Genomic DNA, 25,542 nt, shown 5'->3' with positions numbered 1-25,542 from the left:
TCCTACAGTTCAGAACGGGAAGTGCACAGGGCTTCCACCACTCGATCAAGGGCCTTGCCGCGAGACGCTTTAACAAGCAAGGCGGCGTTCGGATCTTCCACGCGCTTCAACTCCCGAATGGCCTCTTCTACAGTTTCAAAATGAATGACATGCCCCTCGTCTCGCCGCACGTCCAGTGCCGCTTCGTGAATCCAGCGGGCGCGACGGCCGACCGTAAAAATGTATTCAACCGGCTTATCGCCCACGAACGCTCCAACGTCGCGGTGCATCGATTCTTCGCGCTCTCCGAGCTCTAAAATATCGCCTAACAACACCCACTTTCGCGGTTTGCCTTCCAGTTCTACCAACGCCTCGATGCCGGCCTTGACCGCAATGGGGTTGGCGTTGTACGAATCGTCGACGATCCACATGCCGGCCGGTGTCTCTCTCAATTCCAAGCGACGTCCACTTAACAGCGCCCTCTTCAAGCCGTCCGCCATCTCGTGGCCTGTTAAGCCCATATGCCGCCCGACGGCAATGGCGAACAAAGCGTTCAACACATTGTGCTTGCCGAGGGCCGGAATGTGATAATGTAAGCCGTCCCGCGTTGCCGTAAACTGTGTCCCTGTCGCCTTCATGCGAATGTCAGTCGCTCCTTCTTCACATCCGGGAGAAAAACCGACCTTTCTCACGTCCCCTTTGAAATGCGCCCCTTCTTCGCCCAAGAGGGGATCGTCACCGTTCAAAAACAGTACGCCGTCACGTTTCAACCCTGCGACAATTTCCAGTTTCGCCCGGGCGATCCCCCGTCTGTCGGAGAAGAACTCCATGTGCGCATCGCCTACATTCGTAATGACGGCAATATCCGGAGTTGCAATGCGGGAAAGAAGTTCGATCTCCCCTGCATGGTTCATCCCCATCTCGACGACGGCCATATCGGTGTCTTCTTCCATCGACAAAAGGGAGAGCGGTAACCCGATGTGGTTGTTTAAGTTTCCTTTCGTTTTGTGCACCTTCCACTTGACGGACAGTAGAGCGGCAGTCAAATCTTTCGTCGTCGTCTTACCGTTGCTCCCGGTGACAGCGATGACCGGTATACCTAAATGACGGCGGTAAGCCCGCGCCAAACATTGCAACGCCTCGAGCGTATCCCGCACGACGATGACAGGACAGTCGACTGCCGGCACCTCCCTGTCTTGTTGACACATGACGGCCCCTGCCCCGGCCTCCACTGCCTCTCTGATAAAGTCGTGGCCGTCAAATCGTTCGCCGATCAGCGGTATGTACAAATTCCCCGCTGCGAGCGTACGCGTGTCCGTGGAAACACCGGTCAATGTGGTCTCACCTTTTTCTGTTTGACGTACTGCGGCACTGTCCAGTCCAAGCCAATCGGTCAATTGCTGAAGCGTCGTCTGCACAGTTGACACTCCATCCTTTCTGACGAGTAAAATAGACTCTCATGCCTACGAGATTAGTGAAAATCATGCTACGTGTTGTGGGGAGGGGATGTCTGAAAACAATTCCAGAAAAAAGTGACCGATCGAGGTCACTGCCTCTGAAGCTGATTCTTCACTCTGCTGTTTCGATAGGGCCATCGTTTATCACGGAAGCTGTCTTCCATTGTCTCAAGACACCCCTCTCCCGCTACGGATTGCGCGCCGATACTATAAGCGTGACCACATTTACTTTCAGAAACTTGGTGTTACATGACGTGGAAGTTACGCATCGGTAATTTTTTCCCGTAACTGTAACGCTTCCCGCGCCACTTCGCGGTCATCAAAGTCGTGCCGTTTCCCGTTGATCTCTTGGTACGTCTCATGACCTTTCCCTGCGATGAGCACGATATCTTTGGCCTTCGCCTTTCCAACGGCGTAGTGAATAGCCTCGCGCCGGTCCGAAATAACGATATACCGATCCCGATTGGCGTCTTGAATGCCGTCGACCATATCGTTGAGGATGCGTACCGGATCTTCGGTGCGCGGGTTATCCGATGTCAGTACGGCTAAGTCGCTGTACTGCACGGCAATCTGGGCCATGATCGGCCGCTTCGTCCGGTCTCGGTCCCCGCCGCAGCCGACCACGCAAAAAATGCGACCATCGGCAAACTCTTTTACAGTTTGCAGTACATTTTCCAAACTGTCCGGGGTGTGCGCGTAGTCGACCAAAACCGTGAAGTCCTGTCCTGCGTCGACTCGCTCAAACCTCCCGCTGACACCCGTTACACTCTCAAGACTCTTCTGGATGACATCGAGGGGAACACCTTCCAGCAAACAGACGGTTAAAGCGGCCAGCGCGTTGTATACACTGAACTTGCCGACCAGTTGCAACGTTAGACGCAAATTTCCTCGAAACGTTTCGACATCAACAAACGTTCCGCGCTGGTCGATGACGACGTGTTTCGCCTGTACATCCGCTGGTCGGTCGATGCCGTATGTAACGACTTGTGCCGCCGTCCGCCGAGCAAAATAGGCGCTGTTTTCGTCATCTGCATTTAACACGGCAAAAGACGGGGCATCCGGTGCATAACTGTTTCCCAGCTGGCTAAACAGCAAACTTTTGGCCTCGCGGTAACGGTCCATCGTCCCGTGGTAGTCGAGGTGGTCCTGCGTCAAGTTGGTAAACACGGCCGTCCGGAAACGGCAACCGCGCACCCTTCCCAAATCGAGGGCGTGTGACGACACTTCCATAGCCGCGTATTCGGCGCCTTCTGACACCATCTCATACAAGTAGCGCTGCAGTTCAAGGGCTTCCGGCGTCGTATTGTTCATCTCGACCGTTCGTTTGCCGACACGCATGTGAATCGTGCCAATCAAACCGGCTGTCTTTCCCCACTCTGTCAGTATGTGGTGAATAAGGTGGGTCGTTGTCGTCTTGCCGTTCGTTCCCGTCACACCGATTAAGTGCAGCGACTCGGAAGGGTTGCCGTAAAAATAGCTGCTCAACATCGCCATGGCCCTTCTCGTATCTGGTACGATCAACTGCGGCACGTTCACACGTTGCCGCTCTTCCACGACTAACGCGACAGCCCCCCGTTCCACCGCCTGCCGGGCAAACGTGTGGCCGTCCACCGTAAACCCGCGCAAACAGATAAACAGATCCCCCGCCTCCACCTTTCTGGAGTCAATCTGAATTCCCTTTATCTCTATGTTCCCGTTCCCTTCTACATGCGACAGGACGAGCTGCTCTGCCAATTCAGACAGTTGCAAAGAAGGGGTCACCTCCTCGGTTCAACACGATGTGTCTTCCAGTATTGCCAATTCCGGACACGAAAGACATTCCAAATCGAAAAGCCAGGTTTCCCTGGCACTTGCACATGAAACCTTTCCTATTTTACCACATCGGCATTAAGACGTTTACTACACATTGGCCTATTCTCTCCCCGATTCCCCACCCAAATAAACGCGAATCGTCGACCCTTGTTTCACCCGCGTACCGGGAGCAGGCGACTGTTCGACGACGGTTCTGCCTTCTCCGACGACCTGCAACTGCAAGTCGTACAAACTAGCTTGCAGCTCGCGCCGCTCTAACTGAAGTAAATCAGGCACTTCCACATAAGGCTTGTCAGGGTACACCACTTCCGGTTCGATTTGCTCTTGACGCGGTTCCACTCCCAAACTCTGCAAACTGTCCGCCATGATCCGTTTGACAATTGGCGCTGTGACGACACCCCCGAACTGGATCCCCTCCGGATTGTCAACGGCTACGTAGATGACGATTTCCGGATCGTCTGCCGGCGCAATGCCGATAAACGACACGATGTGGTTGTTTTCTAAATACGTCCCGTCAGGTCCAACTTTCTGGGCCGTTCCAGTCTTCCCGGCAACCCGATAACCGTCAATAAACGCGCGGCGGCCCGTGCCTTTCGCCACGACACTCTCCAGAGACTGGCGCACTTTCTCAGACGTCTCTTCCGAAATGACGCGTTCTCCCGCTTTTGGTGTCATCCGTTCCACGGTCTCCCCGGTTTCCGGGTCTATCCACTCTTTCGCCACGTGCGGTTGGACCGTCGTGCCGCCGTTAATCGCTGCCGACACTGCGGCGACCTGTTGAATCGGCGTCACGGACACACCTTGGCCGAAGGATGTCGTTCCGAGTTCTACCGGACCGACTTGTTCCGGTTTGAACAAAATGCCTGACGCTTCCCCCGGTAAGTCGATGCCCGTTTTCTTCCCGAAGCCGAACTTGCGGATGTATTGAAAGAGATCGTCTGTCCCGACTAATTGTCCCATCCGGACAAAGCCCGGGTTACACGAATTTTCGACGACTTCCAGATACGTCTGGGAGCCGTGTCCTCCTTTTTTCCAACAGTGAAGGTGAACCCCTCCCACCTCGATGTAACCTGGATCGTGAAAGTGATCATCTAAATTAATTTTGTTTTCTTCCAGAGCAGCGGCTAGCGTAATAATTTTAAAGGTGGAGCCAGGCTCGTACGTTCGCCATATCGGGGTGTTGCGGTTGTACACGTCCGGGTCAGCGTCTTGGAAATTTTCGGGTTCGTACGTAGGGCGGCTCGCCATCGCCAGCACTTCTCCCGTTTTCGGGTCCATGGCAATGCCGAGTACACCGTCAGGGTTGTACTCGGCCATCGCTTGATCCAATTCCCGTTCCATAATTGATTGGATCGATGCGTCGATCGTCGTCACGAGGTTTAACCCGTCTTCCGGCGGGGTGAAGCGGTCAACCCCTCCCGGAATTTCTTCACCGCTTCCTTTGGACTCGAACGAGACGTAACCGCGTTTGCCCATTAATTTATCGTCGTACACCTTCTCTAACCCGCTCAAGCCTTGATTGTCAATGCCGGTAAAACCGAGGACATGCGCGGCAAAACTTTTCTTTGGATAGTGGCGCTTACTGTCTTCGGCAATGACGATGCCAGGTAAGTTGAGGGCGTAGATTTCCTTCGCCAAATCTTCAGAAATCCTGCGCCCTTCCGGCGTTATGCGAACGATCAGTTCTCTCTTTGTCAACGTTTTGTAAATTTTTTTCGCATCTGCTTTTAATAGCCGCGCCAGAGTTTCCGCCGTTTGGGACGGGTCTTTCACTTGACTCGGAATAGCGAGGACGGAAGGAGCCGAAATATTGTAAGCTAGCACTTCGCCGTTTCGGTCGAGGATCTGTCCCCTTTTCCCTTCAAACGGGATGTTCCGCGTCCACAGTTCCTCTGCCTGGCTGGACAGCCACTCCCCTTTTACCAATTGAACGTAAGCCAGGCGGCCGAGTAATCCGCCGAAGATGAGTACAGCCGCACATAAAGCGAAAAAGAGCCGTTTTCGTACCGTCACCGTTGAAACGCGCAAGGCTGTGTTCCTCCCGGAGCTGACATTTGTACATCTGTATTCGCCTTGTCCCGCAAATAGAACAAGACGGAAGGAGCAGCTGGTTGGCTGTGAATGCTGTCGGTCAACACCGGCTTAAAGCCTTCCACGCCATGGACGGCGAATTTTTTACCGCCTCATTCGTCTCACACGTCCGTGAGACCTCCTCTCAGTCTAGGTCCCGATTTTCGCTTTCCTCCTCTTCTTCGGCCAAACTCTCGTATATTTCGGCATTCGATTTGAGTACGAGATTGATGGAGTCAGTATCCAGCAGGCGTGCGCCCGGTTCAATGCTCTGGGCGTACACGTACCCTTCTCCGTCCACACGGACCTCGAGTCCCAGCATGTCACAAATGGCCATTGCTTCACGCAACGATTTAAATCGCAAGTCGGGCATTGTCACGGCAGACGGCTCTTCAGTGAGCAAGTAAACCGTTCTCGACCGATCGACTGTCCCGGATTCCGGCACCTGGTCCAACACCTCGTCTCCCGCTCCTAGCACTTCGCTTTCGAGGGACAGGGACTTAAGTTCTTGTTGCGCTTCCTCGAGACGTTTTCCTTGAACATCCGGCAACACAACGGTGGATGGGTCTAACTCGCTTTCAACTTCTTTTTCTTCACTTGGAACGCCGCCGTCTGCCCCTTGATCACCCGATGACGGTTCGATGCGCAAAAGGGGCAACATTTGCTCAAAAATCGTACGTGCAATGGGCGCGACTGTGTTACCTCCTGTCGCGTCTTGGCTCTTCGGTTCATCCAACGCGACGTACAAGATGACTTCAGGGTCGTCGGCGGGGGCAAAACCGACAAAGGAAACGTACGAATACGGGGACTTGTATTTGTTGGCCGTCCCCGTTTTCCCTCCGATGCTGTAACCGGGAACGCTGGCCCCTTTGCCAGTCCCCTTTTCTCCGTTGACGACACTGTACAACAGCTCTCTTACGTGACGTGACGTCTCCTCCGAAATGATGTTGTCCCGAATGGGCAACGGCTTCGTTTCTTCCAGTACAGCCCCTGTTTCAGGATGCCGCACTTCTTTCAACAATTGCGGCTTATACAGCGTCCCACCGTTAATAGCAGCGGAATAGGCTGAGACGAGCTGAATCGGTGTGGCCGACAGTCCGTGTCCGTACGATGACGTTGCCCTTTCCAAACGGCTTTGCTGCAAGCGTTTCGGGTCCGGCAACAAACCGCTCTCTTCATTTAAGTCGATGCCAGTCGGTGTTCCAGTGCGCGCTTCGCCGTACGGCCCAAAACCGAAGCGCTCAACGTATGTATCAAACGATTTCCCTAACATCTGCTGCAAGCGGACAAAGGCGACGTTGCTCGAGAGCTGCACACCTTCAGCGTACGTTATCTCGCCCCATCCCCCAGGGCGCCAGTCGTGAAGCTCGACATTGTCCACCTCAATAGCGCCGGATCTGTAGGTGGCATCGGGATGAAATTTACCCTCTTCCAGTGCCGCAGCGAGTGTAATAATTTTAAACGTCGATCCGGGTTCAAACACACTTTCCGTCGCGATGTTAAGTAACTCTGTTTCGTCAGCGTTGTAAAACTCGTTCGGATTGTACGTCGGCCTGTTAGCCATCGCCAAAATCTCACCGTTTTTCGGATTCATGACGATCGCAGTCGCCCCGACAGGTGACCATTCTTGCACTGCTTCGTCCAGCGCCTTTTCGACGATTTCCTGCACACGCCGATCGATGGTTAAGACGACGTCGTTCCCGTTAACCGGTGGATCAAACTGTTTTTCCCGACTGGCGACTTCAATCCCGTTTCGGTCTTGACTGAAAAACGCTTTGCCCGGCTTCCCCTGCATCAGCTCGTTGTACGCTGCCTCTGCCCCTTTGACAGGATCGCCTTCGTTGTTCAAAAAACCGAGGACGTGGGCAGCGAGGGAGTGGTTGAGATAAAACCTTTCCGTCGTCGGGATCGCGTGCACTCCTTCTAACCCGAGTTCCATTACGTCGTCTTTCACGTCTTTACTCACTTTAAAGCTAAACCCTGACGTCTTTAACTCCACTTGGTCAACGTCTTTCCGTGAAAGGCGTTGCGCGATGTCTGCTTCACTCATTCTCAGCAACGGAGCTAACTGCCGGGCCGCTTCTTCTGGCGATGTGTCTCCTTTTCGAAACGACGGCAAATAGACGGCAATCGTATAAGCTTGCGTCTCTTGGGCCAGGACATCGCCGCCCCGGTCCAAAATCGATCCCCGTTTCGGTTTTAACACTTCTTCTTTGACCCAAAATTGTCTGGCCTGCTCGGTGTATTCCTCTGCCTTGACCCCCTGAATGTAAAACAGGCGCCCGACGAGTGTCGTCATTAACACGACCAGAACCAGCCCGATCACAAGTAATCGCAGGCGCATTTCCAGGGTGGTTCGCTTCATTTCGAGCACTCTCTCCCGTACTTAAAAGTTGTCTTTCACGGCATTATCAGAATGTTCTTTTTCGCGGTCCTCTTCGCCTGTGGCCGACCGAATTCTGGACGGATCAAACACGAGGCCCCTCTCCCTTGCCATCCTTTTAATCCGCTCTGGCTCAAGCAGTTCTTTTTCTTTTGATTCCAGTGTCGTGATGTGGTCTTCCACTTGAACTACCTGTTCTTCAACCTTTTGAATCTCGTAATTGATTTCTGCCAGTTCCGCCTGTTGAGAAAGCACCCAGCTTGTGATGAGGACAAACACGATAACGGTGCACAAGTATAACAGTTTTTCCTTGACAGGCAGTCCTTTTTTGCGGATCACTTTCCGCGTGACACGCCGTGTCCTCGGTTTCGGTTTTGGTACAGTTGCAAGATTTCCGTACGTCTTCACTTGCTTTCCTCCTTCCATTTCTCGGCAATCCTCAGCTTCGCCGAACGCGCCCGCGGGTTGTCTTCTACTTCAGCTTCTGATGGGATAATGGGCTTGCGGTTGACAATTTTAAGTGTCTGGCGATGTCCACACACACACACTGGAAAATCAGGCGGACACGTGCACCCTTCACTCCCTTTGCGAAACCGTTCTTTCACCAGGCGGTCTTCCAAAGAGTGAAACGTAATGACACAAATGCGGCCGCCTACTGCCGTGCGTTCAATGGCCGCGTCCAGTCCGTCTCCCAATGCTCCCAATTCGTCGTTGACCGCGATGCGGATCGCCTGAAACGTGCGCCTGGCCGGATGGGGTCCTTGACGCCTCGCAGCAGCCGGTATCGCGCTCTTCACGATTCCTGCCAGTTCTGTCGTCGTTTCAATCGTTTTTTTCGCCCGGTATCTTGTGATGGCACTGGCAATGTTTCGCGCGTACTTCTCTTCCCCGTATCGCCGCAAGATGCGGGCGATTTCGTTCCCGTCCCACTCGTTGACCACCTTGTATGCCGTAAGCGGGTTGTTCAAATCCATGCGCATGTCCAACACCGCTTCGGTGTGGTAACTGAATCCGCGCTCAGCCGTCTCTAACTGGAACGAAGACACGCCAACGTCAAACAACACACCGTCTACCGTTTTGAGTTGCAGGTCATCCAACACATCTGACAGATGACGAAAGTTTGCCTTTACGAGTTCAACGTGGCACGGCGCGTCTGCTAAGCGTTGACGAGCCGCATCCAGGGCCGCTTCATCCTGATCAATTCCAATCAAACGCCCGTCATCTGACAGTTGACTCGCAATGCGTTGACTGTGTCCGGCCCCACCGAGGGTGGCGTCCACATACGTTCCGTCCGGCTTAATGTTTAAACCGGCAATCGTTTCTCGCAACAAAACGGGGCGGTGTCGAAACATCGTAAAGTCACTCCACTATGGACAGCGAGGCTCGACGATCGGCTAAACCGTTACAACTCAAGGTCCACAAGCTTTTCAGCAATGTCGTTAAACGATTCTTCAGATTCTTGAAAGTAGTCTTCCCATATGCGCTTACTCCAAATCTCCACGCGGTTGGAAACGCCGAGCACGACACACTCCTTTTCCAACTTGGCATACTGCCGCAAGTTGCCAGGGACATTAATTCGCCCTTGCTTGTCTAACTCGACCTCAGTCGCCCCAGAAAAGAAAAAGCGTGTGAAGGCCCGGGCGTCAGAACGCGTAAACGGCAATGTTTTCAATTTTTGTTCCAACTGTTGCCACTCAGGGGAAGGGTAGGCAAACAGACAATTGTCCAAGCCGCGGGTGACGACGAATGTTTTTCCCAACTCGTCGCGAAATTTGGCAGGGATAATGATACGTCCTTTGTCGTCGATTGTATGGCGGTATTCACCCATGAACATACCACTATCCCTCCTTTATTCACCCTTTGTCCCCACTTTTCCCCACTTTCCACCACAACTATAGTATACAACAGATCGCACAAAAAATCCTGCACAAACCGTGCAGGATTGAGAATTTTTTTATGGAAATTGTTGTTAACGCACTGAACAGGATCTCACCACTTCCAGCTTTCTAAGTACCTTTTTTGCTCATCGCTCAGTGTGTCGAGCTGGATGCCGAGTGCTTCCAGTTTAAAGCGGGCGACTGCTTCGTCGAGCTCATACGGAACTGTGTGTACCTTGCTTCCTAGTGTCTCGTACCTTTCACTGACGTATTTCAATGACAAGGCCTGCAAGGCAAACGTCATGTCCATAATTTCCGCCGGATGACCGTCCCCTGCAGCTAAGTTAACTAACCGCCCTTCAGCCAATAAGTACAACCTTCGTCCGTCCGGCATGACATACTCGTCGATATTTTTGCGGACTTCGCGTTTCTCCGCCGCCATTTCTTCCAAAGCCGCCTTGTCCACTTCCACGTCAAAGTGACCGGCATTCGCCAGTACGGCACCATCCTTCATCACAGTGAAATGCTCTCGACTAATGGCACCGTAGTTGCCAGTAACCGTCACGAAATAATCCCCGACTTTGGCCGCCTCTGTCATCGGCAGCACAGTGTGTCCGTCCATGTGTGCTTCAACTGCTTTAATGGCGTCCACTTCACAGACGACGACTTTTGCTCCAAGCCCTTTGGCTCGCATGGCCACGCCGCGGCCGCACCATCCATAACCGACCACTACAACAGTCTTGCCTGCGACGACGAGGTTGGTCGTCCGGTTAATCCCGTCCCAGACCGACTGTCCCGTTCCGTATCGGTTGTCGAACAAGTACTTGCAGTAGGCGTCGTTGACGGCAATCATCGGGAACTTTAACTCTCCCGATTTTTCCAGCGATTTCAAGCGCAAAATGCCTGTCGTCGTTTCTTCAGCGCCCCCGCGCACACGGGAAATCAGATCTTGGCGCTCGTCGTGCAAGATGCTGACGAGGTCTCCGCCGTCGTCAATAATCAAGTCTGGCTCCGTTTCCAGAGTGCGGATTAAATGCTCTTTGTATTCGTCAGGTTCCGGATTGTAGCGGGCAAACACCGTAATGCCGTCCTCGACGAGGGCGGCACAGACGTCATCTTGAGTGGACAGCGGATTGCTCCCGGTGATGGTCACATCGGCTCCCCCCGCTTGAATCACTTTCGCCAAATAAGCCGTCTTGGCCTCCAAATGGAGTGAAATAGCGACTTTAAGACCGGCAAACGGCTGTTCTTCCTCAAATTGGGCCCGTATGCGGTTCAACACCGGCATGTGTTCCTTTACCCATGCGATTTTCAAATGGCCGTCTTTTGCTAGTCCGATGTTCTCAATCTGACTTTTTTCTCTCGCGTTCATCTCGACTACCTCCACATTTGAACTGTAACGGTTGGCAAAACTTACAAGTGACCGGAAACATCACAAGTATACCATGTAGTGGGAATGCGTTAAATCGAGGCGCTCTCCGATTAACGTATCTAGCCAGTCCCGTCCGTACAGGTTGACGTAGCGAAACACATTGTACACACGCTCCTGAAGTTTACCGTGCGGCATCAAACTAAGCTGGACGCGGTCGAACTGTTGCAGAACAGCGCGATGTTTCAAACGAATCGCTTTCTGTACCTGTCCTTCCAAATACTCCAATTCGCGCAAGATGCGTTCACGGTTCTTCGCTGCAAGTTCCTCTACGCCGCGGTTAACCGATCGCAACGGCTGTAATGTCGTCTCGTGCAATTGTGCCATCCCTTCAGCTAATTGGGAGAACAACGCCTCAACGTCTATGTCTTCCTGTGTGCGAAGCCACTGTTCGCGAAAGTCGTCCAGACGAAACATCGCGTCAATCGGCGACAAGTCAAACGATTGCATCGTTTTGGCAACCGGGCGTTCAACGAGGGTGAAACCTACGCGGGGGTGGAGGACTGGCATCTGATGCCCGAATAAAGTGAAAGCTTGCCTGTACTGGCCCCAGTAAGCAATTTCTCCCGGTCCGAGAACGCAAGCCAGCGTCGGAAACAAATAATCTTGCAACAGCGGGCGCGATACGACATTGGTGCTGAACTTTTCCGGCTGTGTACAGGCGAGATCCTTCAATTGACTGGCGGTGTAATGCGCACCTTCGCCTTTACTCGTATACGCGTCCCCCTGTTTGAGCAACAGCTGACGTTCCCCGTTTTCCTCCACGAACAGGTTAGCCTGCTGCGGGAGCACCTCGACCTGCGGGCGAAAACCTAGCTGCTCTACGTGGCGAGTTCCGGCCAAGACCGCTTCGTTTAGCCGTTCAGCTTCTTCAATCAACCGCGCATAAAACGGGGCTGCGACCTGCTTGAACTCCCCTGCGGCCGAGTCGAAGAGGACGAGCCCGGCACGGGCGAAAAACCAGTGAAAGATTTGGGCAAACCAGTCGCTCCACGTTTTCGACTGTTCAGCCAACTGACGCAGCTTATGGAGCCACGTATTTTTATAGTGAGAATCCGGGTGGGCGTCAGCTACCGCCTTCAAAAATGTGTCAACTTCTGACAAAGTCAACGGTCGAAGGCCGATCGAACGCTTGAAGCCGTCGTCCTGACCCATCCTCACTTTTCGTAGCCGCATGTCTTCACCCGTCACCCAGACGTGGTTTACTTCCAGCAAGTCGTGATCTTCTCCGGCAATCCAAAACACGGGTACGACGGGAACCCCTAACTTTTCCTGTTGTTCGCGGGCCAATTGCAAGATCGTAACCGCCTTACTGATCGTGTAGAGCGGTCCAGTCATCACGCCTGCCTGCTGCCCTCCAATGACGACGACGCTGTCTCTCCGTTCAAGCAGACGAATATTGTCGAGAACCGCCTGGTGCCGGTTCACGCGCTCATTGTAAACATGAAGGGCTTCTGCGAGCGCCGAGCGATCTGCGCGGTTTTCTGCCCGTGTCACCTTCTGCCACCGCCTGTCAAAACTATCCTGTCTGTATGGAGGGTATTCATATAACGCCGAAACGCGCTCAAAATCATGTATGTATAAATCCGACAGCGAGTGGCGCCGCGGCAGGTGTACTGGCTGTATATGCATCGGAACTCCAATCCCTTTCTACCCTCAAAATAATGTGCTGTCATGCCGCCAGCATCAAGGCGTGCAGCGTGAAGAGCCACACGATTTTCATTTTACTGATGCGGCATAATCGGCACGGGGATCTGTCCTGAAAGTGGAACGAGCCATTCATTCTCTCAAGTATAGCACGATGTGCCACTGCTTTAAATCGCCCCCCCTTTATTTCCCATAACTGTCTCGCTCCATGCGGACAACGGCCAACGCACATACGAACCCGACGACAGAAAAAATAGCAGCGGCCACGAACAAGTCTTGATAGCCTTCTGTCAACGTTCCGCGGATGACGCGCATAATTTGTCGGACGATCAACTCTTGTGTTGAATCTGCGATGTGATCGGGGACATATTCCCTCAACCTATCGGCATCGGGCACGATCACCTGGGCACTGCCGGTCACCAGTTCGGCAAACACTCCACCGGAGACGCCCGCTTCGCCTGGAGATGTCACACCTAACGATTCCCTGACCCTCTCTGGAATTTTGTCCGTCGCCTGTAAAAGAAATGTAGAGAATAACGCCGCACCGATGGTGATGCCGAAAACGCGAAAATAGCGGACGACCGACAAAATCGTACGGTTCTGCTTCCCCCTACTGTCTGAAGGCTGGTTCCATTCTTCGGACAACATATTTGCGGTCACTCCGATACCAAGTCCCGTCATCATCAAGGACAACACGAATCCCCAGAACTCGGTGACCGCAGTCCCCAACATTAAATAGCCGTAGGCCATCAAAATAAATCCGGCAGCCGCCGTTTCCCCCTGACCGTACTGTTCAGCCGGCCGGTGGGCAATGGCAGCGGCCCCGACGACGACCACGACTAAAATGGCAAGCAAGTAACCACCAGCTCCCCCTTTGAGGCGAAGCGCATTTTCTGCGTAAGACGGAATATACAGCAACGCCCCCAACTCATGCCTGAAAACAAGCTGACGAGGGCCCCTAACACATTCCGCTGCCGTCGAAAAAAATCGAACGGCAAAATCGGGGCGTCGTGCAGCCGCTCTACCATTAAAAAAGGGACTAAGAGGCCGGCGGCAGCGACGAGAAACGGGAATACGTCTCTGTTGAACACGGACGCCCCAAAAGATTCCGGTCGCAAGGACGCAATCCCGGCCATCAAGCTCACGACGACAGCAGTAAATAGCAACAGCCCGACGGCATCAAGCGGCCTTCGGCCAGCAGGCCCTTTTCCCGGTTTACACGCGATAAAGACGAGCGTCAACAATGCCGGACATATTTGAAGAATAAAGATGTAGCGCCAATGGAAAGTCGTTGCAATTAAACCGCCGACCATGAACGCCAATATCGCGCCAGCAGCCAGCGGTATACGAACTGGCCCAAGACGCCGCACACCTTCCCGCTTTTCGATCAAGTGGGCCGCCAACGCCAACATACCACCGCCGCCAACGCCTTGTAACAATCGACCGACAAGCAGTGTAAAAAAATTAGGAGAAATGCCAGAGATGATGGCGCCAATTCCGAACACCGCTAACGAAGCCGTCAACGTAAACTGCCGACCGACACGGCGAGACAACGCTGTGACGAAGGGCACACTGACGACGAGCATCAAGACGTAAAGCGTGATGACCTGTATAACCCAACTGTACGATACGTTCCACTCTTGAACGATAGAAGTCAAAGAGGGTACGAGAAGGCCGACGTCCAACAAGGCGAGATGTACACTGACAAAGAGAGCAGCAGTTATAACTTTGGGAGAACGTCCCAAACGATTCCGCCCCTTTCCCAACGCGAAGGAGATAAAAATCTTCCTCCTGCAAAATGTCGAGAGAACGTCTAAAAGACGTGTATGTCCATAGTATAGCAGATGAAAAAAATGGCGCACGCCGTCTCCTTCGGGCAGCCGTTCCTGTGTATTGTCTCCTTAATCCCAATGGGTAACCGTGTAACAATCATCATCCCTGAACCCATTTTTTTAGTGTATAATAAACATAACGACCGAACAGTGTGTTAAAGGGGGAAGCTCACATGGGTGACGTGAAAGTGGAGCGGTTGAAGATCAACTACAAAACGTTGGAGGAATTCCAGAAATTTCGCGAGTACGGCTTGGAAGAACTCTCTATGCTTGACGACTTGCGGCAAAATATCATTGAAAACGACAGCGATTCCCCGTTTTACGGCATTTACGCGGACAATCAACTCATCGCCCGAATGAGTCTCTACCGCATTGACGGCAAGTACGACCGGTATTTCCATCCTCCCCAAGACTATTTCGAATTGTGGAAATTGGAAGTGCTGCCGAAATATCGCAATCAAGATTATGGGACCGCACTGGTCAACCACGCCAAAAACATGGGGCTCCCCATCAAGACGAATTCCCGCTGCCGTGCAGACGAATTCTGGTTAAAAATGGGGTTTCGGCCGGTCAAATACAACCCGATTCGCGACCGGGGAGAAAACCCGTACGTTTGGACGCCAGAAAGTGTGTCCCTCGTAGATGCTTGATCTAAAGTAAAAAACCCTCGATCCGAGGGTTTTGTTACTTGTCGACGCGTTCAAGATTTCCGTTGACGTCCATCTTAAACTTCGGCTTTTCTTCACTGCTGTCTTCTTCGTCAAGTAGAGCTAATTTTCGAGCCCGCTCCATGATCTTGATGAGCGCCTTGTAGTCGTCGTTAATGGATTGATAATCGGCTTCCGTGTTGTTCACTTTTCTTTTTAATTCTTCGTGTTCAGTGCGTAGCTGTTCCAATTCCGCCTCTCGCTCAGACAACTGTTTTTCTAACTGCCGAACGCGTTTACTCGTTTCGGCGTACTCCTGTTTGTGCTGCCGCAAAAATCGAATGACGGTCGCGAGGGACGAGACGGGGTCGCTCTGCCTTTCCAATTCACTCTGTGATACCGACACCTGCTTTTTACGTCGTCGTTTGTTAAGCCCTTGACGCTGAGACTTGGCAATCTGTATCGCGGCATCGTAGTTTTTGCGAACACAGCTGTTCCAGCGAAAACCACAAGCTGCAGGTGTCCTGCCCAGTTTTTCGGCTACTTCCTCAAAAGCTGCTAACTGAGTACTTCCCTCTCTTATGTGTCGAAGTGTAACCTCTGCCAGTAAGAGATCGTCATCTTCGGTCCATGCGTCTTGACGCGTTGACGGCATTCGTGTCACCCTCCTGTTCTTAAAAATTTGTTCTGATCTATCTGTATGCAAATGGTAGACTTCATAGAATCTTGTATATCCATTTTTTATCTATAATATACGTTCACCTAAAAAACGTGACACGGTTCCACACTTTGCGTCCTTAAAGTTTTCATTTTTGTCAAGGGACGAACCGTTCCGTCGTTTACACTCTCCATCTCGTCGTTTATAATAGGGTATGGAAATGATGACATGGGCAAAAATAAGGTTTGAGTCTGTTTGAGGAGGAAGTGGATGATATGGGTATGGATCGCATGTTTCGCGTCTTGGCCTTCTTTTTGTTCGCGATCACGTTGATGTTTTTTGCCGGAGATATGGCGACAGTAGCCGGACTGTTCTTATTCCAGGCACTCGTCTTTTTGGTATTAAGCTACTTTCGCTTGTCTGAACGCGCGTACTTGTTTGTTTTTGGCGGATATATGGTCATCGCCTTCATCGGGATGGTCTTTTGGTCATTCTTTATGATGGGAAGCTCGTGACAGAGGGTACCGTCACGGTTGCCCCTGTTTTTTTTTTTTTATATCCCTTTTCCCTGTAAGAGCACTTTGAAGGTATCCCCCATTCCTCCAGGGATGATGAGCTGGCGGATGGCCCGATTGCGCCTGGCCGTTTCGCTGAACGGGTCCGGGTTGTCGTGATCGCGCAATGACTGCAAAATGCCTGCCTCGACTAAAAACTCCCGCTGCGAAACAAACTTGAGAGGCGTTAATCCGAATGTACGTCCCCAACGCTTGAGGGAAGAAAAGTTGACGTGCGACGTCATATCCTGTTCACCGACGCGAACGTAAGGGTTGGTCACGGCACGATGGCGATAGTAGCACATGAGTGTTCCGCGACGCCGTTCTTCCCGCCACAATTCATCTTTTTCGTACCCGTAATCGATAGTGAGGACAAACCCTTTTGAGAGTGACGAGGCCAGTTCTTTCAACCACCTGTACGCTTCTAAATTCACTTCAATCGTTTGCCCGTCCCTGTCGGGCGGATGCTCTTCCTGGACGTAGCGGACTAAGTCAGGTGTCGAACATTCCCCCACCACCTCTTCGAAGGTGCCTTTTCCTTCATTCCACGTGACGTACAGTTCACCCCAATGCCCATCGACGTATTGCAACCGATGAACCGGCATGGCATCGATCAACTCGTTGGAAATGACTACAAGGGGATGCCCAGTGACGGCTTGGTCTAATCTGTTCACCCGGCGAACGAGGGGATCGCCCTTGAACCTTGTGTCAGACAACTGTTGGTGGTACGGGCTAGATTCGACCAAATAATAACCTTCCAACGTTTCAACTGCCGGCTTTTCACGCAAGTAACGCAAAATGTCGTCTGCCAGTTTTCCGTCTCCGCTGCCGAATTCAACAATTGCCCACTGTTCGCCTTCGAACGCTTTCGCGAGATTGTTCAGAAACTCCGCCACAGCCTTGCCGAACACAGACCCGACGTGAGCGCTCGTATAAAAATCGCCACCCTTCCCGACTTTCGTCCCCGCGCGGCGGTAGTAACCGAGAGTCGGATGGTACAGCGCCCACTCCATAAACTCCTTGAATGTTACACGGTTTCCCACGCGCCTCAACGTCTGTTCTTTAATCCACTCCGCAAGCGGTGTCAAAACACCTCTCCCCTCCCTTAAAACAAACGGCACATTCTCGTACAAATGATTCTGAAAATGATTCGGATCGTTTGCCTCCGCAGACCCGGCAGAGACAGCTTCCCACTTGTTGCGAATGGCGAGAATGGGCGATAAAAAAAGTGACCGAAAGCGTCGGCTTTAGTACGGTCCCAACATCCATACGAGCGTTGAAGGGTTAAGTTAGATTTCCTGCTTATGACAGCCCGCTGATAAACGGATTTCCCGTCTGCTCCCGCTCGACGGTCGTTTCAGGGCCGTGTCCGGGCAGGACCCGCGTCTCTTCTGGCAAGTCCATAATTTTCTCGATGCTTCCCATTAACGTTTCGTAATTCCCCCCGGGCAAATCAGTCCGCCCGACGGACCCCTGAAAGAGGACGTCTCCGCTCGCGAGCAAACGATCTTTTTCCCAATAAAAACTCACGCTTCCGGGAGAGTGCCCAGGCGTGAACAGGACTTTTACATCTGTGCCGAAAAACGTCAGCACTTCTCCCCCGGAAAGTAGCACGTCGGCCTCTTTTCCGCGGACGTCTCCCACGCCAAACAACGCCGAACCGTTTTGGGCCGGGTCCGTCAACCACTCTGCTTCTTCACGATGCACGTACACCGGAGCGCCCGTCACAGCGCGAACGTCTTCCACACCGCCGATGTGGTCAAAGTGGGCGTGAGTGAGAAGTACTGCCTCAATCGTCAGGTTTTCAGTACGGATCAGATCGAGCAGCTGCTCCGGATTTGAGCCCGGGTCGATTACGACACCACCTTTAGATGAGTCGTCCCACATTAAGTACGCGTTCGTCATAATCGGTCCCAAAACAAAAGCGCGAACGTGAAGCGCCATTGCCTGTCCTCCTCTGTTTGTCAAAATTGTGTGCCCCCTGCCGTCCACATGCTGTTACGGTAGCGGAGTCGGCGTCGGATCGGCATAACCCGTTCCGTATTGCGCGTCGATCGTTTGGCGCACTGTTTTGATATCCGCCCCTTCTGCTGCCATCTGGGCAGACTTCACGGCGATTTCCAAGCACACGCCGCATTTCGTCCCGTGATCGTCCCATACTACCGCACCGTCTTCCTTAACGGTGTAGACGAAACAGTCGGCGTTGCTTTGGTGCCCGACCGAATCTCCGCATCCGCAATAACACGGAATATGCTGCAACATTTGTCGGCGTTCGGCGGCAATACGGTAAACCGACTGCACATCCTCGGACTTCCCGGACAGAAATGTCGGCAATACGTCAGCCGCCGGAGTCGCCTCCCTAACGTCTCCGGTTTTAGCCAATTCTGTATCCGTGTGGCAGGCTGCAAGGAAAAACACGGACCACACGATCATCAGAGACACTGAAATTCCCCGTCTCATCGTGACACCTTCTCACGTTTTCTCATGTCATATACCAGTTTACACAAAAAGGAGACCCGTTTGCCACTTTTACGTCCGCGTCGGTGTGCGCCGCCCTTCACATATGTTCTCTTCATCACACAACTTGCCAGTTTCCAGCTGTAGCGTGCAGTGTTCAATACCGTACTCATCGTGTAACACCTGTTTGGCCGTTCGCAACAGACGCTGGCTGTTAACCGCCTCATCCACGACGAGGTGACAACTTAACGCCGTAAATCCAGACGTCACGGTCCACACGTGTAAATCGTGTACTTCTTTTACACCGGACAGGCTGATCAACGAATCGCTCAGTTTTTGTAAAGAAAGGTGTTTCGGTGTCCCCTCCATCAAGACGTGCACCGAATCGCGCAAGACCCGCAAGCCGCTCCACAATATGAATGCAGCAATGAGTGCACTCACGAGGGGGTCCGCCCAGTACCAACCAAACAGTAACATTAGGGTTCCCGCTGTGATCGCCCCTAACGAACCGAACAGATCGCCGACCACGTGCAAAAAGGCGCTTCTCACATTTAAATTTCCTTTCGTGTCGCCTTTCATTAACACGTACGCCGCCATGACATTGACGATAAGGCCGACAACCGCAACGACAAGCATGCCGGAACTCATAACAACCGGCGGTTGTTGAATCCGCTCGTACGCTTCCCAAAAAATAGCGAAAGAGATGACAGCCAGCGTCAGGCCGTTGATGAACGCCGCCAGTATTTCAACTCGATGGTATCCGTACGTTTTAGCCGCCGAAGGCGGTCGTGCGGCAATCCGCATCGCCGTGAGGCTCAAAAACAGCGCAGCCGCATCGCTGAACATGTGTCCCGCGTCTGACAACAATGCCAAACTGCCGGTCAGCCACCCGCCAATGGCCTCGACGACCATGAACCCAAATATCGTGAGAAACGCTATAAACAGGGCTTTGCGGTTGGTCTTCGTGTGATGGTGGCCGTGTGCGTGATGATCGGACATCCAGACATCTCCCCACATGTGATATACTTCTTGTTGCCAAAAGGGACAAACTTATCCACTTACGCTATAAACGCTCCTCGTCAAGGCAATCAACCTTCCTTCCCGACCGGTTACTCCCGCTCCTCGTGGTGAATGAGCGCCGTTTCGATCAGCGTCCGAATGTGCTCGTCTTTTAAGGCGTAAAAGACGAGTTTACCTTCCTTGCGGTACTTCGCCAGACCCATGTTGCGAAGGGTTCGCAAGTGGTGGGAAGCGTTAGCGGTGGACGTGCCGATGATGTTGGCGATGTCGCACACGCACAACTCCTCTTCCTGTAAAAGGGCGTAAGCCACTTTGAGCCGCGTCTGATCCGCTAAAGCCTTGAACATCATCTCAACGCCTTCTACGCGATCCACAGTCTTGCGCACACGCTTAACTTTTTCCTCGTCGTAACAAAAAACTTCGCACACATCGTTGGGCACAGACTTCAACCCTTTCATACCGAAAAATAACGCTAAGTGAGGACAGCCTTACCGTATACATTATCATATTCAGTCACATAATAAAATGATTGTTTGATTATTTTTGGGCATGTGATAAAAAATACGAATCGATTTTTATAAAAAATACAAAAGATCCTTATGGTGGTACAGCTTGCGCGGAAATGTTAAGATAAAGACGGTATATATGGGAGATTATGTGCGAGGTGAACATCATTGACTGACAAACTGTTTCCATTCAAAACAAAGGCATCGTTAACTGTTGGAAACAAGACGTATCAGTACCACCGACTGCAGGCCCTGGAAGAACAAGGCATAGGCAACGTATCCCGCCTGCCTTTTTCCATTAAAGTGCTGCTGGAAGCCGTGCTCCGACAGTGGGACGGCCACGCCGTCAAAACGGAGCACGTCGAGCAGCTGGCCAACTGGAATGCTAAGTCTCCGGCGAAGCGCGAAGTCCCGTTTAAGCCTGCGCGCATCGTACTGCAAGACTTTACAGGTGTTCCGGCTGTCGTCGATTTGGCAGCCCTGCGCAGTGCCATGGCCCGGATGAACGGTGACGCCGAACGGATTAACCCCCTTGTGCCAGTCGATCTGGTCATCGACCATTCGGTGCAAGTGGACCGCTACGCAACGAAGGACGCCCTCGAGTACAATATGAATCTGGAATTCGAACGGAACGAAGAACGGTACCGCCTGCTGAAATGGGCAGAAAAATCTTTCGAGAACTTCCAGGTCGTCCCTCCGGCAACGGGGATCGTCCATCAGGTAAACTTGGAGTATCTCGCAAAAGTCGTACAGAAAAAACAAATTGGGGACGAAACGTTTCTCTTCCCCGACTCCCTCGTCGGAACCGACTCACACACGACGATGATCAACGGCATCGGAGTCGTCGGCTGGGGCGTGGGCGGTATTGAAGCCGAAGCCGGCATGCTGGGACAACCTCTGTACATGTTGGAACCTGAGGTGATCGGGTTCAAACTGACTGGGAAACTGGCAGAAGGAGCCACTGCCACCGACCTGGCCTTGACCGTGACGAGCATGCTGCGGAAAAAGGGCGTCGTCGGCAAATTCGTCGAGTTTTACGGCCCAGGCCTGAGTAACATAAGCGTTGCCGACCGGGCGACCGTCGCCAACATGTCGCCGGAATACGGCGCGACGATGGGCTTCTTCCCCGTCGACGACGAAACGCTGAAGTACTTGCACCTGACCGGACGTGATGACGAACAGATCGAGCTCGTCAAAGCGTACCTTAAAGCACAGGGCTTGTTCCGTACCGATGAAACGCCAGATGCAGAGTACACCGACACGCTGGAGCTCGACTTGTCGACGGTTACGCCGTCCTTGGCCGGGCCGAAGCGGCCGCAAGACCGGATCGAGCTGCGTGACATGCAAAAGAAATTCCAAGAAGTGACACAAACTCCGATCGAACAAGGCGGATTTGGTTTGTCCGAAGACGACATGGACCAAAAAGTCGAGATCACACTCGAAGACGGGACGAAGACAGCTATCGGCACCGGCTCTATTGCCATTGCCGCCATCACCAGCTGTACGAACACGTCCAACCCGTCCGTCATGATCGGAGCCGGCTTAGTCGCCAAAAAAGCCGTCGAACGCGGGTTGAAAACACCCCCTTACGTGAAGACAAGCCTCGCTCCCGGTTCGAAAGTCGTAACCCAATATTTGAAAAAGGCCGGTTTGATGCCGTCCCTGGAACAACTCGGCTTTAACCTCGTCGGGTACGGTTGTACGACGTGTATCGGAAACAGCGGTCCTCTGAAACCCGAAATCGAGAAAGCGATAGTAGACAACGACTTGACCGTCGCCTCCGTGCTGAGCGGCAACCGCAACTTCGAAGGGCGGATTCACCCCCTCGTCAAGGCGAACTACTTGGCCTCTCCGCCGCTCGTCGTCGCTTACGCGCTGGCCGGAACGGTGAACATCGACTTGCAAAAAGACCCGATCGGCTACGACAGCGACAACCGGCCCGTTTACTTGAAAGACATCTGGCCCACGTCCAAAGAAATCGAAGACACGATTTCCCTTGCGGTGACACCGGAAATGTTCCGCCAAGAGTACGCCCGCGTCTTCGACGACAACGAACGCTGGAATGCGATGGACGCGCCGGAAGGAACGCTGTACGAATGGGACAGTGAATCCACGTACATTCAAGAACCGCCGTTCTTCCAAGGCCTCTCCCCTGAAGCAGGGTCCATCGAGCCGATCCGAAAGGCACGTGTCCTGGCACTGCTCGGGGATTCGGTCACGACCGACCACATTTCCCCCGCCGGGTCCATCGCCATCAACAGTCCGGCCGGACAGTACTTGATCAGTCGCGGAGTGGAGCGGCGCGATTTCAACTCCTACGGCTCCCGCCGCGGTAACCACGAAGTGATGATGCGCGGCACGTTTGCCAACATCCGCATCCGCAACCAGATGGCGCCGGGGACGGAAGGCGGCGTGACGAAATACGTGCACACGGGAGATATCATGCCTATTTACGACGCCGCGATGAAGTACAAAGAAGAAGGAGAGCCCCTCGTCGTCTTTGCCGGTAAAGAGTACGGCACCGGAAGCTCCCGCGACTGGGCGGCAAAAGGCACCAACCTGCTCGGGGTCAAAGCCGTCATCGCTGAGAGCTTTGAGCGCATCCACCGCAGCAACCTCGTCGGCATGGGAGTACTGCCGCTGCAGCTGAAAGATGGCCAAAGCTGGCAATCCCTCGGCATTAAAGGCGACGAAACGTTCGACATCACGGGTTTGAACGATGACCTGGAACCGCAGCAAACACTGACCGTAACCGGCACGCGCCCGGACGGATCGACGTTTGAGTTCGAAGTGATCGCACGTCTCGACAGCCAAGTCGACATCGACTACTACAGAAACGGCGGGATCTTGCAACTCGTCTTGCGCAACTTCCTCGCTTCGCAAGAAGCGTAACAGATCGCGACAGCCCCCTCGCACTCTAAGGATGCGAGGGGGCTTTTGTCATCCCTCTTTGCGACACCAACAGTGAACGGTACATCATGAGGATATCTGAAGACAATAGAAGATAGCATCTTTGAATTGGCAGAGATCCTATCGGATGAGCAGAGTGAAAAATGAGCATCAGAGGACACTACTTTTGGAATTGTCTTCAGACATCCCCTTCCCACAGTGAATCGCACGACATGTCCGCATCATGTACTTATGGGAAGGAGTTGTCTAGACGACATCCTTGTGCCGTCTTCCTTTGAAAGATTTGTGAATGACGGGGAGTAAGACGAGCAGCAGCACAAGGCCAACGGCTACATAAAATGTCGGAGAAAACACGTCGTGCAAAGAGTGCCCTAAAAAATTAAACGTGAACGCGCCGGGTATCATGCCGATGGTGGTGGCCGGCGCAAAGTGACAGAAGCGTATTTTAGAAAGGCCACCTCCGTAACTGATGGCGTCAAACGACAACATCGGGATCAGCCTTAAAAAGAGAATGGTACGGAAGCCGTTCTCAGCCACAAAGTTGTCCAACTTGTGGATACGCCGCCCGAACCATTTTTCCACCGTCCCCCTCCCGAGAGCGCGGGAAAGCCCAAATGACAAGTAAGCCCCGAGGGACGCGCCGATCAAGTCGTACAACGTCCCCCACCACGGCCCAAACGTAATGCCGCCGGAAATAGACAACAGCGAAGCCGGAAACAAAAACAGCGGGCGCACTGTATAGAGAAATATGTACAAAAGCGGGGCCCACGTGCCGAAAGACAGTATAAAATCGCGAAAAGCAGCAGGCGTCAACCGATCGATGCCAAAACTGCGCACAGTCATAAAGCCAATGGACAACATAAGAATCAGGACAGCCAATTTGAAAAGGTTTTGTCGCACTGCCACCACCTAATTCCTATACTATCTCAACTGCACAAGCAGGTCTACGCTGAAAATACGTGTTGCCGTGTTCAACACCCGCACATAACACATCCCCTTCCCACCCGAGTTACACGACTTTCATGCCATCGTCGGTGCCGCAAAGGGGCATGAGGGGTTATGTGGCAATCGAAAACCCGGGGTGCATTTCAACCCCCGGGGGTGTCCTTGTCGCTGTGAGCTTACGACCCGTGTCGCGGCCTCCAGCGGTTCAGGAGTAACGTGTTGGCCACAACCGACACCGAACTCATAGCCATGGCGGCCCCCGCAAGAATGGGGCTTAACAGACCGACAGCCGCAACGGGAATGAGGGCTACATTGTAGATGAACGCCCAACCCAGATTTTGTTTGATTTTCCGCATCGTCGCCCGGGACAGCTGGATGCTGTCGACGATGGACAGCAAGTCTCCCCGCATCAACGTAATATCGGCCGCTTCAATGGCCACATCTGTTCCGGTGCCGATGGCAATCCCGACATCTGCCGTGGCAAGGGCGGGTGCGTCATTAATGCCGTCCCCGACCATCGCCACCTTTTGCTTTTGACGTTTTAGATTCGCCACTTCGTCGGCTTTTCGTTCGGGCAACACTTCAGCCAAGACGTGCTCAATCCCGACTTTTGCCGCAATAGCTTCAGCCGTCCGCCTGTTATCTCCCGTCATCATCACGACCTCTATCCCCATGGCTTGCAACTCGTGTACCGCTTGGGCGGACGTCTCTTTCACCGTGTCGGCAACTGCTGCGCAACCAGCCAACTGGCCGTCAATTGCAGCCAACAGAATCGATTTTCCTTCCTTTTCTAATGCTTCAATCTGCCCCACGTGGGCTGAGATGTCAACTTGTTGCCGCTCTATCCACTGCTTGCTCCCGACGTAAACGACCTTTCCTTCCACTTCGGCCCGAATTCCGTGCCCCGGAACGGCACTGTAGTCCCTCGCCTCGGACAACGGCAAGTTGCGTTTCTTCGCTTCTTTAATCAAGGCCTGACCGAGGGGGTGTTCTGACGCTTGTTCCGCACTGGCCATGAGGCGGATCAGTTCTTCTTCTGCCCCGCCGCCTATTTGGCGGCCCCGGTTTACTTTGACCACGGGGAGGCTTCCTTGGATCGTGTTGAATGCGGTGACGTCCGTCACTTGCGGTTCACCCTTTGTAATGGTTCCCGTTTTGTCCAGAACGACTGTATCTACCTCCCGCATCGCTTGCAAGTGTTCGGCTCCTTTGATCAAGATGCCGTGTTCGGCCCCTTTCCCCGTTCCGACCATGACAGCCGTCGGTGTGGCCAGGCCGAGAGCGCACGGGCACGCGATCACCAACACGGCCACGGCGCTGACAAACGCCGGTGTAAGTCCGGCAAAAAACGCCGTCATG

The 25,542-nt window shown here is 53.1% G+C and carries 22 protein-coding genes; 3 read left to right on the top strand and 19 right to left on the bottom strand.

All coding sequences use genetic code 11. The features are described 5' to 3' along the window. Positions 1 to 2: 2 nt before the first annotated feature. The 11 genes from B0W44_RS06660 to B0W44_RS06610 form a co-directional block, all read right to left on the bottom strand. Positions 3 to 1,397 (bottom strand): UDP-N-acetylmuramoyl-tripeptide--D-alanyl-D-alanine ligase, encoded by a 1,395-nt coding sequence (locus tag B0W44_RS06660; RefSeq protein WP_169835454.1) that lies wholly within the window; start codon positions 1,395 to 1,397, stop codon positions 3 to 5. A gap of 300 nt (positions 1,398 to 1,697) precedes the next feature. Then, positions 1,698 to 3,185, bottom strand: a complete 1,488-nt coding sequence (locus tag B0W44_RS06655; protein WP_077719377.1) for a UDP-N-acetylmuramoyl-L-alanyl-D-glutamate--2,6-diaminopimelate ligase — start codon at positions 3,183 to 3,185, stop codon at positions 1,698 to 1,700. Between the two features lie 162 nt (positions 3,186 to 3,347). Continuing rightward, positions 3,348 to 5,276 (bottom strand): stage V sporulation protein D, encoded by a 1,929-nt coding sequence (locus B0W44_RS06650; RefSeq protein WP_077719376.1) that lies wholly within the window; start codon positions 5,274 to 5,276, stop codon positions 3,348 to 3,350. 187 nt (positions 5,277 to 5,463) lie between these two features. Beyond that, entirely contained in the window at positions 5,464 to 7,683 is a 2,220-nt protein-coding gene (locus B0W44_RS06645) for a PASTA domain-containing penicillin-binding protein (RefSeq protein WP_077719375.1), read from the bottom strand. A 21-nt stretch (positions 7,684 to 7,704) separates the two neighbouring features. Continuing rightward, positions 7,705 to 8,109 carry a cell division protein FtsL gene (gene ftsL2, locus B0W44_RS06640; RefSeq protein ID WP_077719374.1) on the bottom strand — a complete coding sequence of 135 codons (405 nt, stop codon included), beginning with the start codon at positions 8,107 to 8,109 and terminating at the stop codon, positions 7,705 to 7,707. Continuing rightward, positions 8,106 to 9,053, bottom strand: a complete 948-nt coding sequence (rsmH, locus tag B0W44_RS06635) for a 16S rRNA (cytosine(1402)-N(4))-methyltransferase RsmH (RefSeq protein WP_077719373.1) — start codon at positions 9,051 to 9,053, stop codon at positions 8,106 to 8,108. The genes ftsL2 and rsmH overlap by 4 nt, the downstream gene beginning before the upstream one ends. A gap of 50 nt (positions 9,054 to 9,103) precedes the next feature. Continuing rightward, positions 9,104 to 9,535 carry a division/cell wall cluster transcriptional repressor MraZ gene (gene mraZ / locus B0W44_RS06630; protein WP_077719372.1) on the bottom strand — a complete coding sequence of 144 codons (432 nt, stop codon included), beginning with the start codon at positions 9,533 to 9,535 and terminating at the stop codon, positions 9,104 to 9,106. Between the two features lie 155 nt (positions 9,536 to 9,690). Then, positions 9,691 to 10,950: an adenosylhomocysteinase gene (locus B0W44_RS06625; protein WP_077719371.1), complete on the bottom strand. Its 1,260-nt coding sequence runs from the start codon at positions 10,948 to 10,950 to the stop codon at positions 9,691 to 9,693. Positions 10,951 to 11,010: 60 nt separating this feature from the next. Further along, positions 11,011 to 12,639: a bacillithiol biosynthesis cysteine-adding enzyme BshC gene (gene bshC, locus B0W44_RS06620; protein WP_077719370.1), complete on the bottom strand. Its 1,629-nt coding sequence runs from the start codon at positions 12,637 to 12,639 to the stop codon at positions 11,011 to 11,013. Between the two features lie 198 nt (positions 12,640 to 12,837). Beyond that, positions 12,838 to 13,509, bottom strand: a complete 672-nt coding sequence (locus B0W44_RS06615) for a hypothetical protein (protein WP_077719369.1) — start codon at positions 13,507 to 13,509, stop codon at positions 12,838 to 12,840. Beyond that, the gene (locus B0W44_RS06610) at positions 13,494 to 14,420 is read right to left on the bottom strand and encodes an MFS transporter (protein ID WP_169835453.1); all 927 of its coding nucleotides are present in this window, start codon (positions 14,418 to 14,420) and stop codon (positions 13,494 to 13,496) included. Before B0W44_RS06610 ends, B0W44_RS06615 begins: the two co-directional genes overlap by 16 nt. Positions 14,421 to 14,659: 239 nt before the next feature. On the opposite strand from B0W44_RS06610, the gene B0W44_RS06605 reads away from it, so the two are divergent. Then, positions 14,660 to 15,136: an N-acetyltransferase gene (locus tag B0W44_RS06605; protein ID WP_077719367.1), complete on the top strand. Its 477-nt coding sequence runs from the start codon at positions 14,660 to 14,662 to the stop codon at positions 15,134 to 15,136. Between the two features lie 34 nt (positions 15,137 to 15,170). Here B0W44_RS06605 and B0W44_RS06600 read toward each other — a convergent pair whose 3' ends face one another. Further along, positions 15,171 to 15,788: an RsfA family transcriptional regulator gene (locus B0W44_RS06600; RefSeq protein WP_077719366.1), complete on the bottom strand. Its 618-nt coding sequence runs from the start codon at positions 15,786 to 15,788 to the stop codon at positions 15,171 to 15,173. 278 nt (positions 15,789 to 16,066) lie between these two features. Between B0W44_RS06600 and B0W44_RS06595 the strand changes: the two genes are divergently transcribed. After that, positions 16,067 to 16,306 (top strand): DUF2626 family protein, encoded by a 240-nt coding sequence (locus B0W44_RS06595; RefSeq protein WP_335582660.1) that lies wholly within the window; start codon positions 16,067 to 16,069, stop codon positions 16,304 to 16,306. Positions 16,307 to 16,344: 38 nt separating this feature from the next. Here B0W44_RS06595 and B0W44_RS06590 read toward each other — a convergent pair whose 3' ends face one another. The 5 genes from B0W44_RS06590 to B0W44_RS06570 form a co-directional block, all read right to left on the bottom strand. Then, positions 16,345 to 17,433, bottom strand: coding sequence for a class I SAM-dependent methyltransferase (locus tag B0W44_RS06590; RefSeq protein ID WP_077719365.1), 1,089 nt, complete (start codon positions 17,431 to 17,433; stop codon positions 16,345 to 16,347). Between the two features lie 214 nt (positions 17,434 to 17,647). Further along, entirely contained in the window at positions 17,648 to 18,289 is a 642-nt protein-coding gene (locus tag B0W44_RS06585) for an MBL fold metallo-hydrolase (protein ID WP_077719364.1), read from the bottom strand. Positions 18,290 to 18,343: 54 nt separating this feature from the next. Further along, positions 18,344 to 18,805, bottom strand: coding sequence for a PCYCGC motif-containing (lipo)protein (locus tag B0W44_RS06580; protein ID WP_077719363.1), 462 nt, complete (start codon positions 18,803 to 18,805; stop codon positions 18,344 to 18,346). 69 nt (positions 18,806 to 18,874) lie between these two features. Further along, entirely contained in the window at positions 18,875 to 19,801 is a 927-nt protein-coding gene (locus B0W44_RS06575) for a cation diffusion facilitator family transporter (RefSeq protein WP_077719362.1), read from the bottom strand. Positions 19,802 to 19,911: 110 nt separating this feature from the next. Then, positions 19,912 to 20,280: an ArsR/SmtB family transcription factor gene (locus B0W44_RS06570; RefSeq protein WP_077719361.1), complete on the bottom strand. Its 369-nt coding sequence runs from the start codon at positions 20,278 to 20,280 to the stop codon at positions 19,912 to 19,914. 216 nt (positions 20,281 to 20,496) lie between these two features. Between B0W44_RS06570 and acnA the strand changes: the two genes are divergently transcribed. Continuing rightward, positions 20,497 to 23,220, top strand: coding sequence for an aconitate hydratase AcnA (gene acnA, locus B0W44_RS06565; RefSeq protein WP_077719360.1), 2,724 nt, complete (start codon positions 20,497 to 20,499; stop codon positions 23,218 to 23,220). Between the two features lie 264 nt (positions 23,221 to 23,484). On the opposite strand, the gene B0W44_RS06560 is transcribed toward acnA, so the two are convergent. Both B0W44_RS06560 and B0W44_RS19320 read right to left on the bottom strand, forming a co-directional pair. Beyond that, positions 23,485 to 24,117 (bottom strand): TVP38/TMEM64 family protein, encoded by a 633-nt coding sequence (locus B0W44_RS06560; RefSeq protein WP_169835452.1) that lies wholly within the window; start codon positions 24,115 to 24,117, stop codon positions 23,485 to 23,487. Positions 24,118 to 24,359: 242 nt separating this feature from the next. Then, a complete protein-coding gene (locus B0W44_RS19320; protein WP_472462585.1) occupies positions 24,360 to 25,541 on the bottom strand; it encodes a heavy metal translocating P-type ATPase in 1,182 nt (393 codons plus the stop codon). Position 25,542 lies beyond the last annotated feature (1 nt).

The sequence above is a fragment of the Novibacillus thermophilus genome (assembly GCF_002005165.1).
In the GTDB taxonomy this organism is placed as follows: domain Bacteria; phylum Bacillota; class Bacilli; order Thermoactinomycetales; family Novibacillaceae; genus Novibacillus; species Novibacillus thermophilus.
Note: the sequence above shows the minus strand (reverse complement) of the source record. Positions and strands in the feature narration are given on the sequence as shown.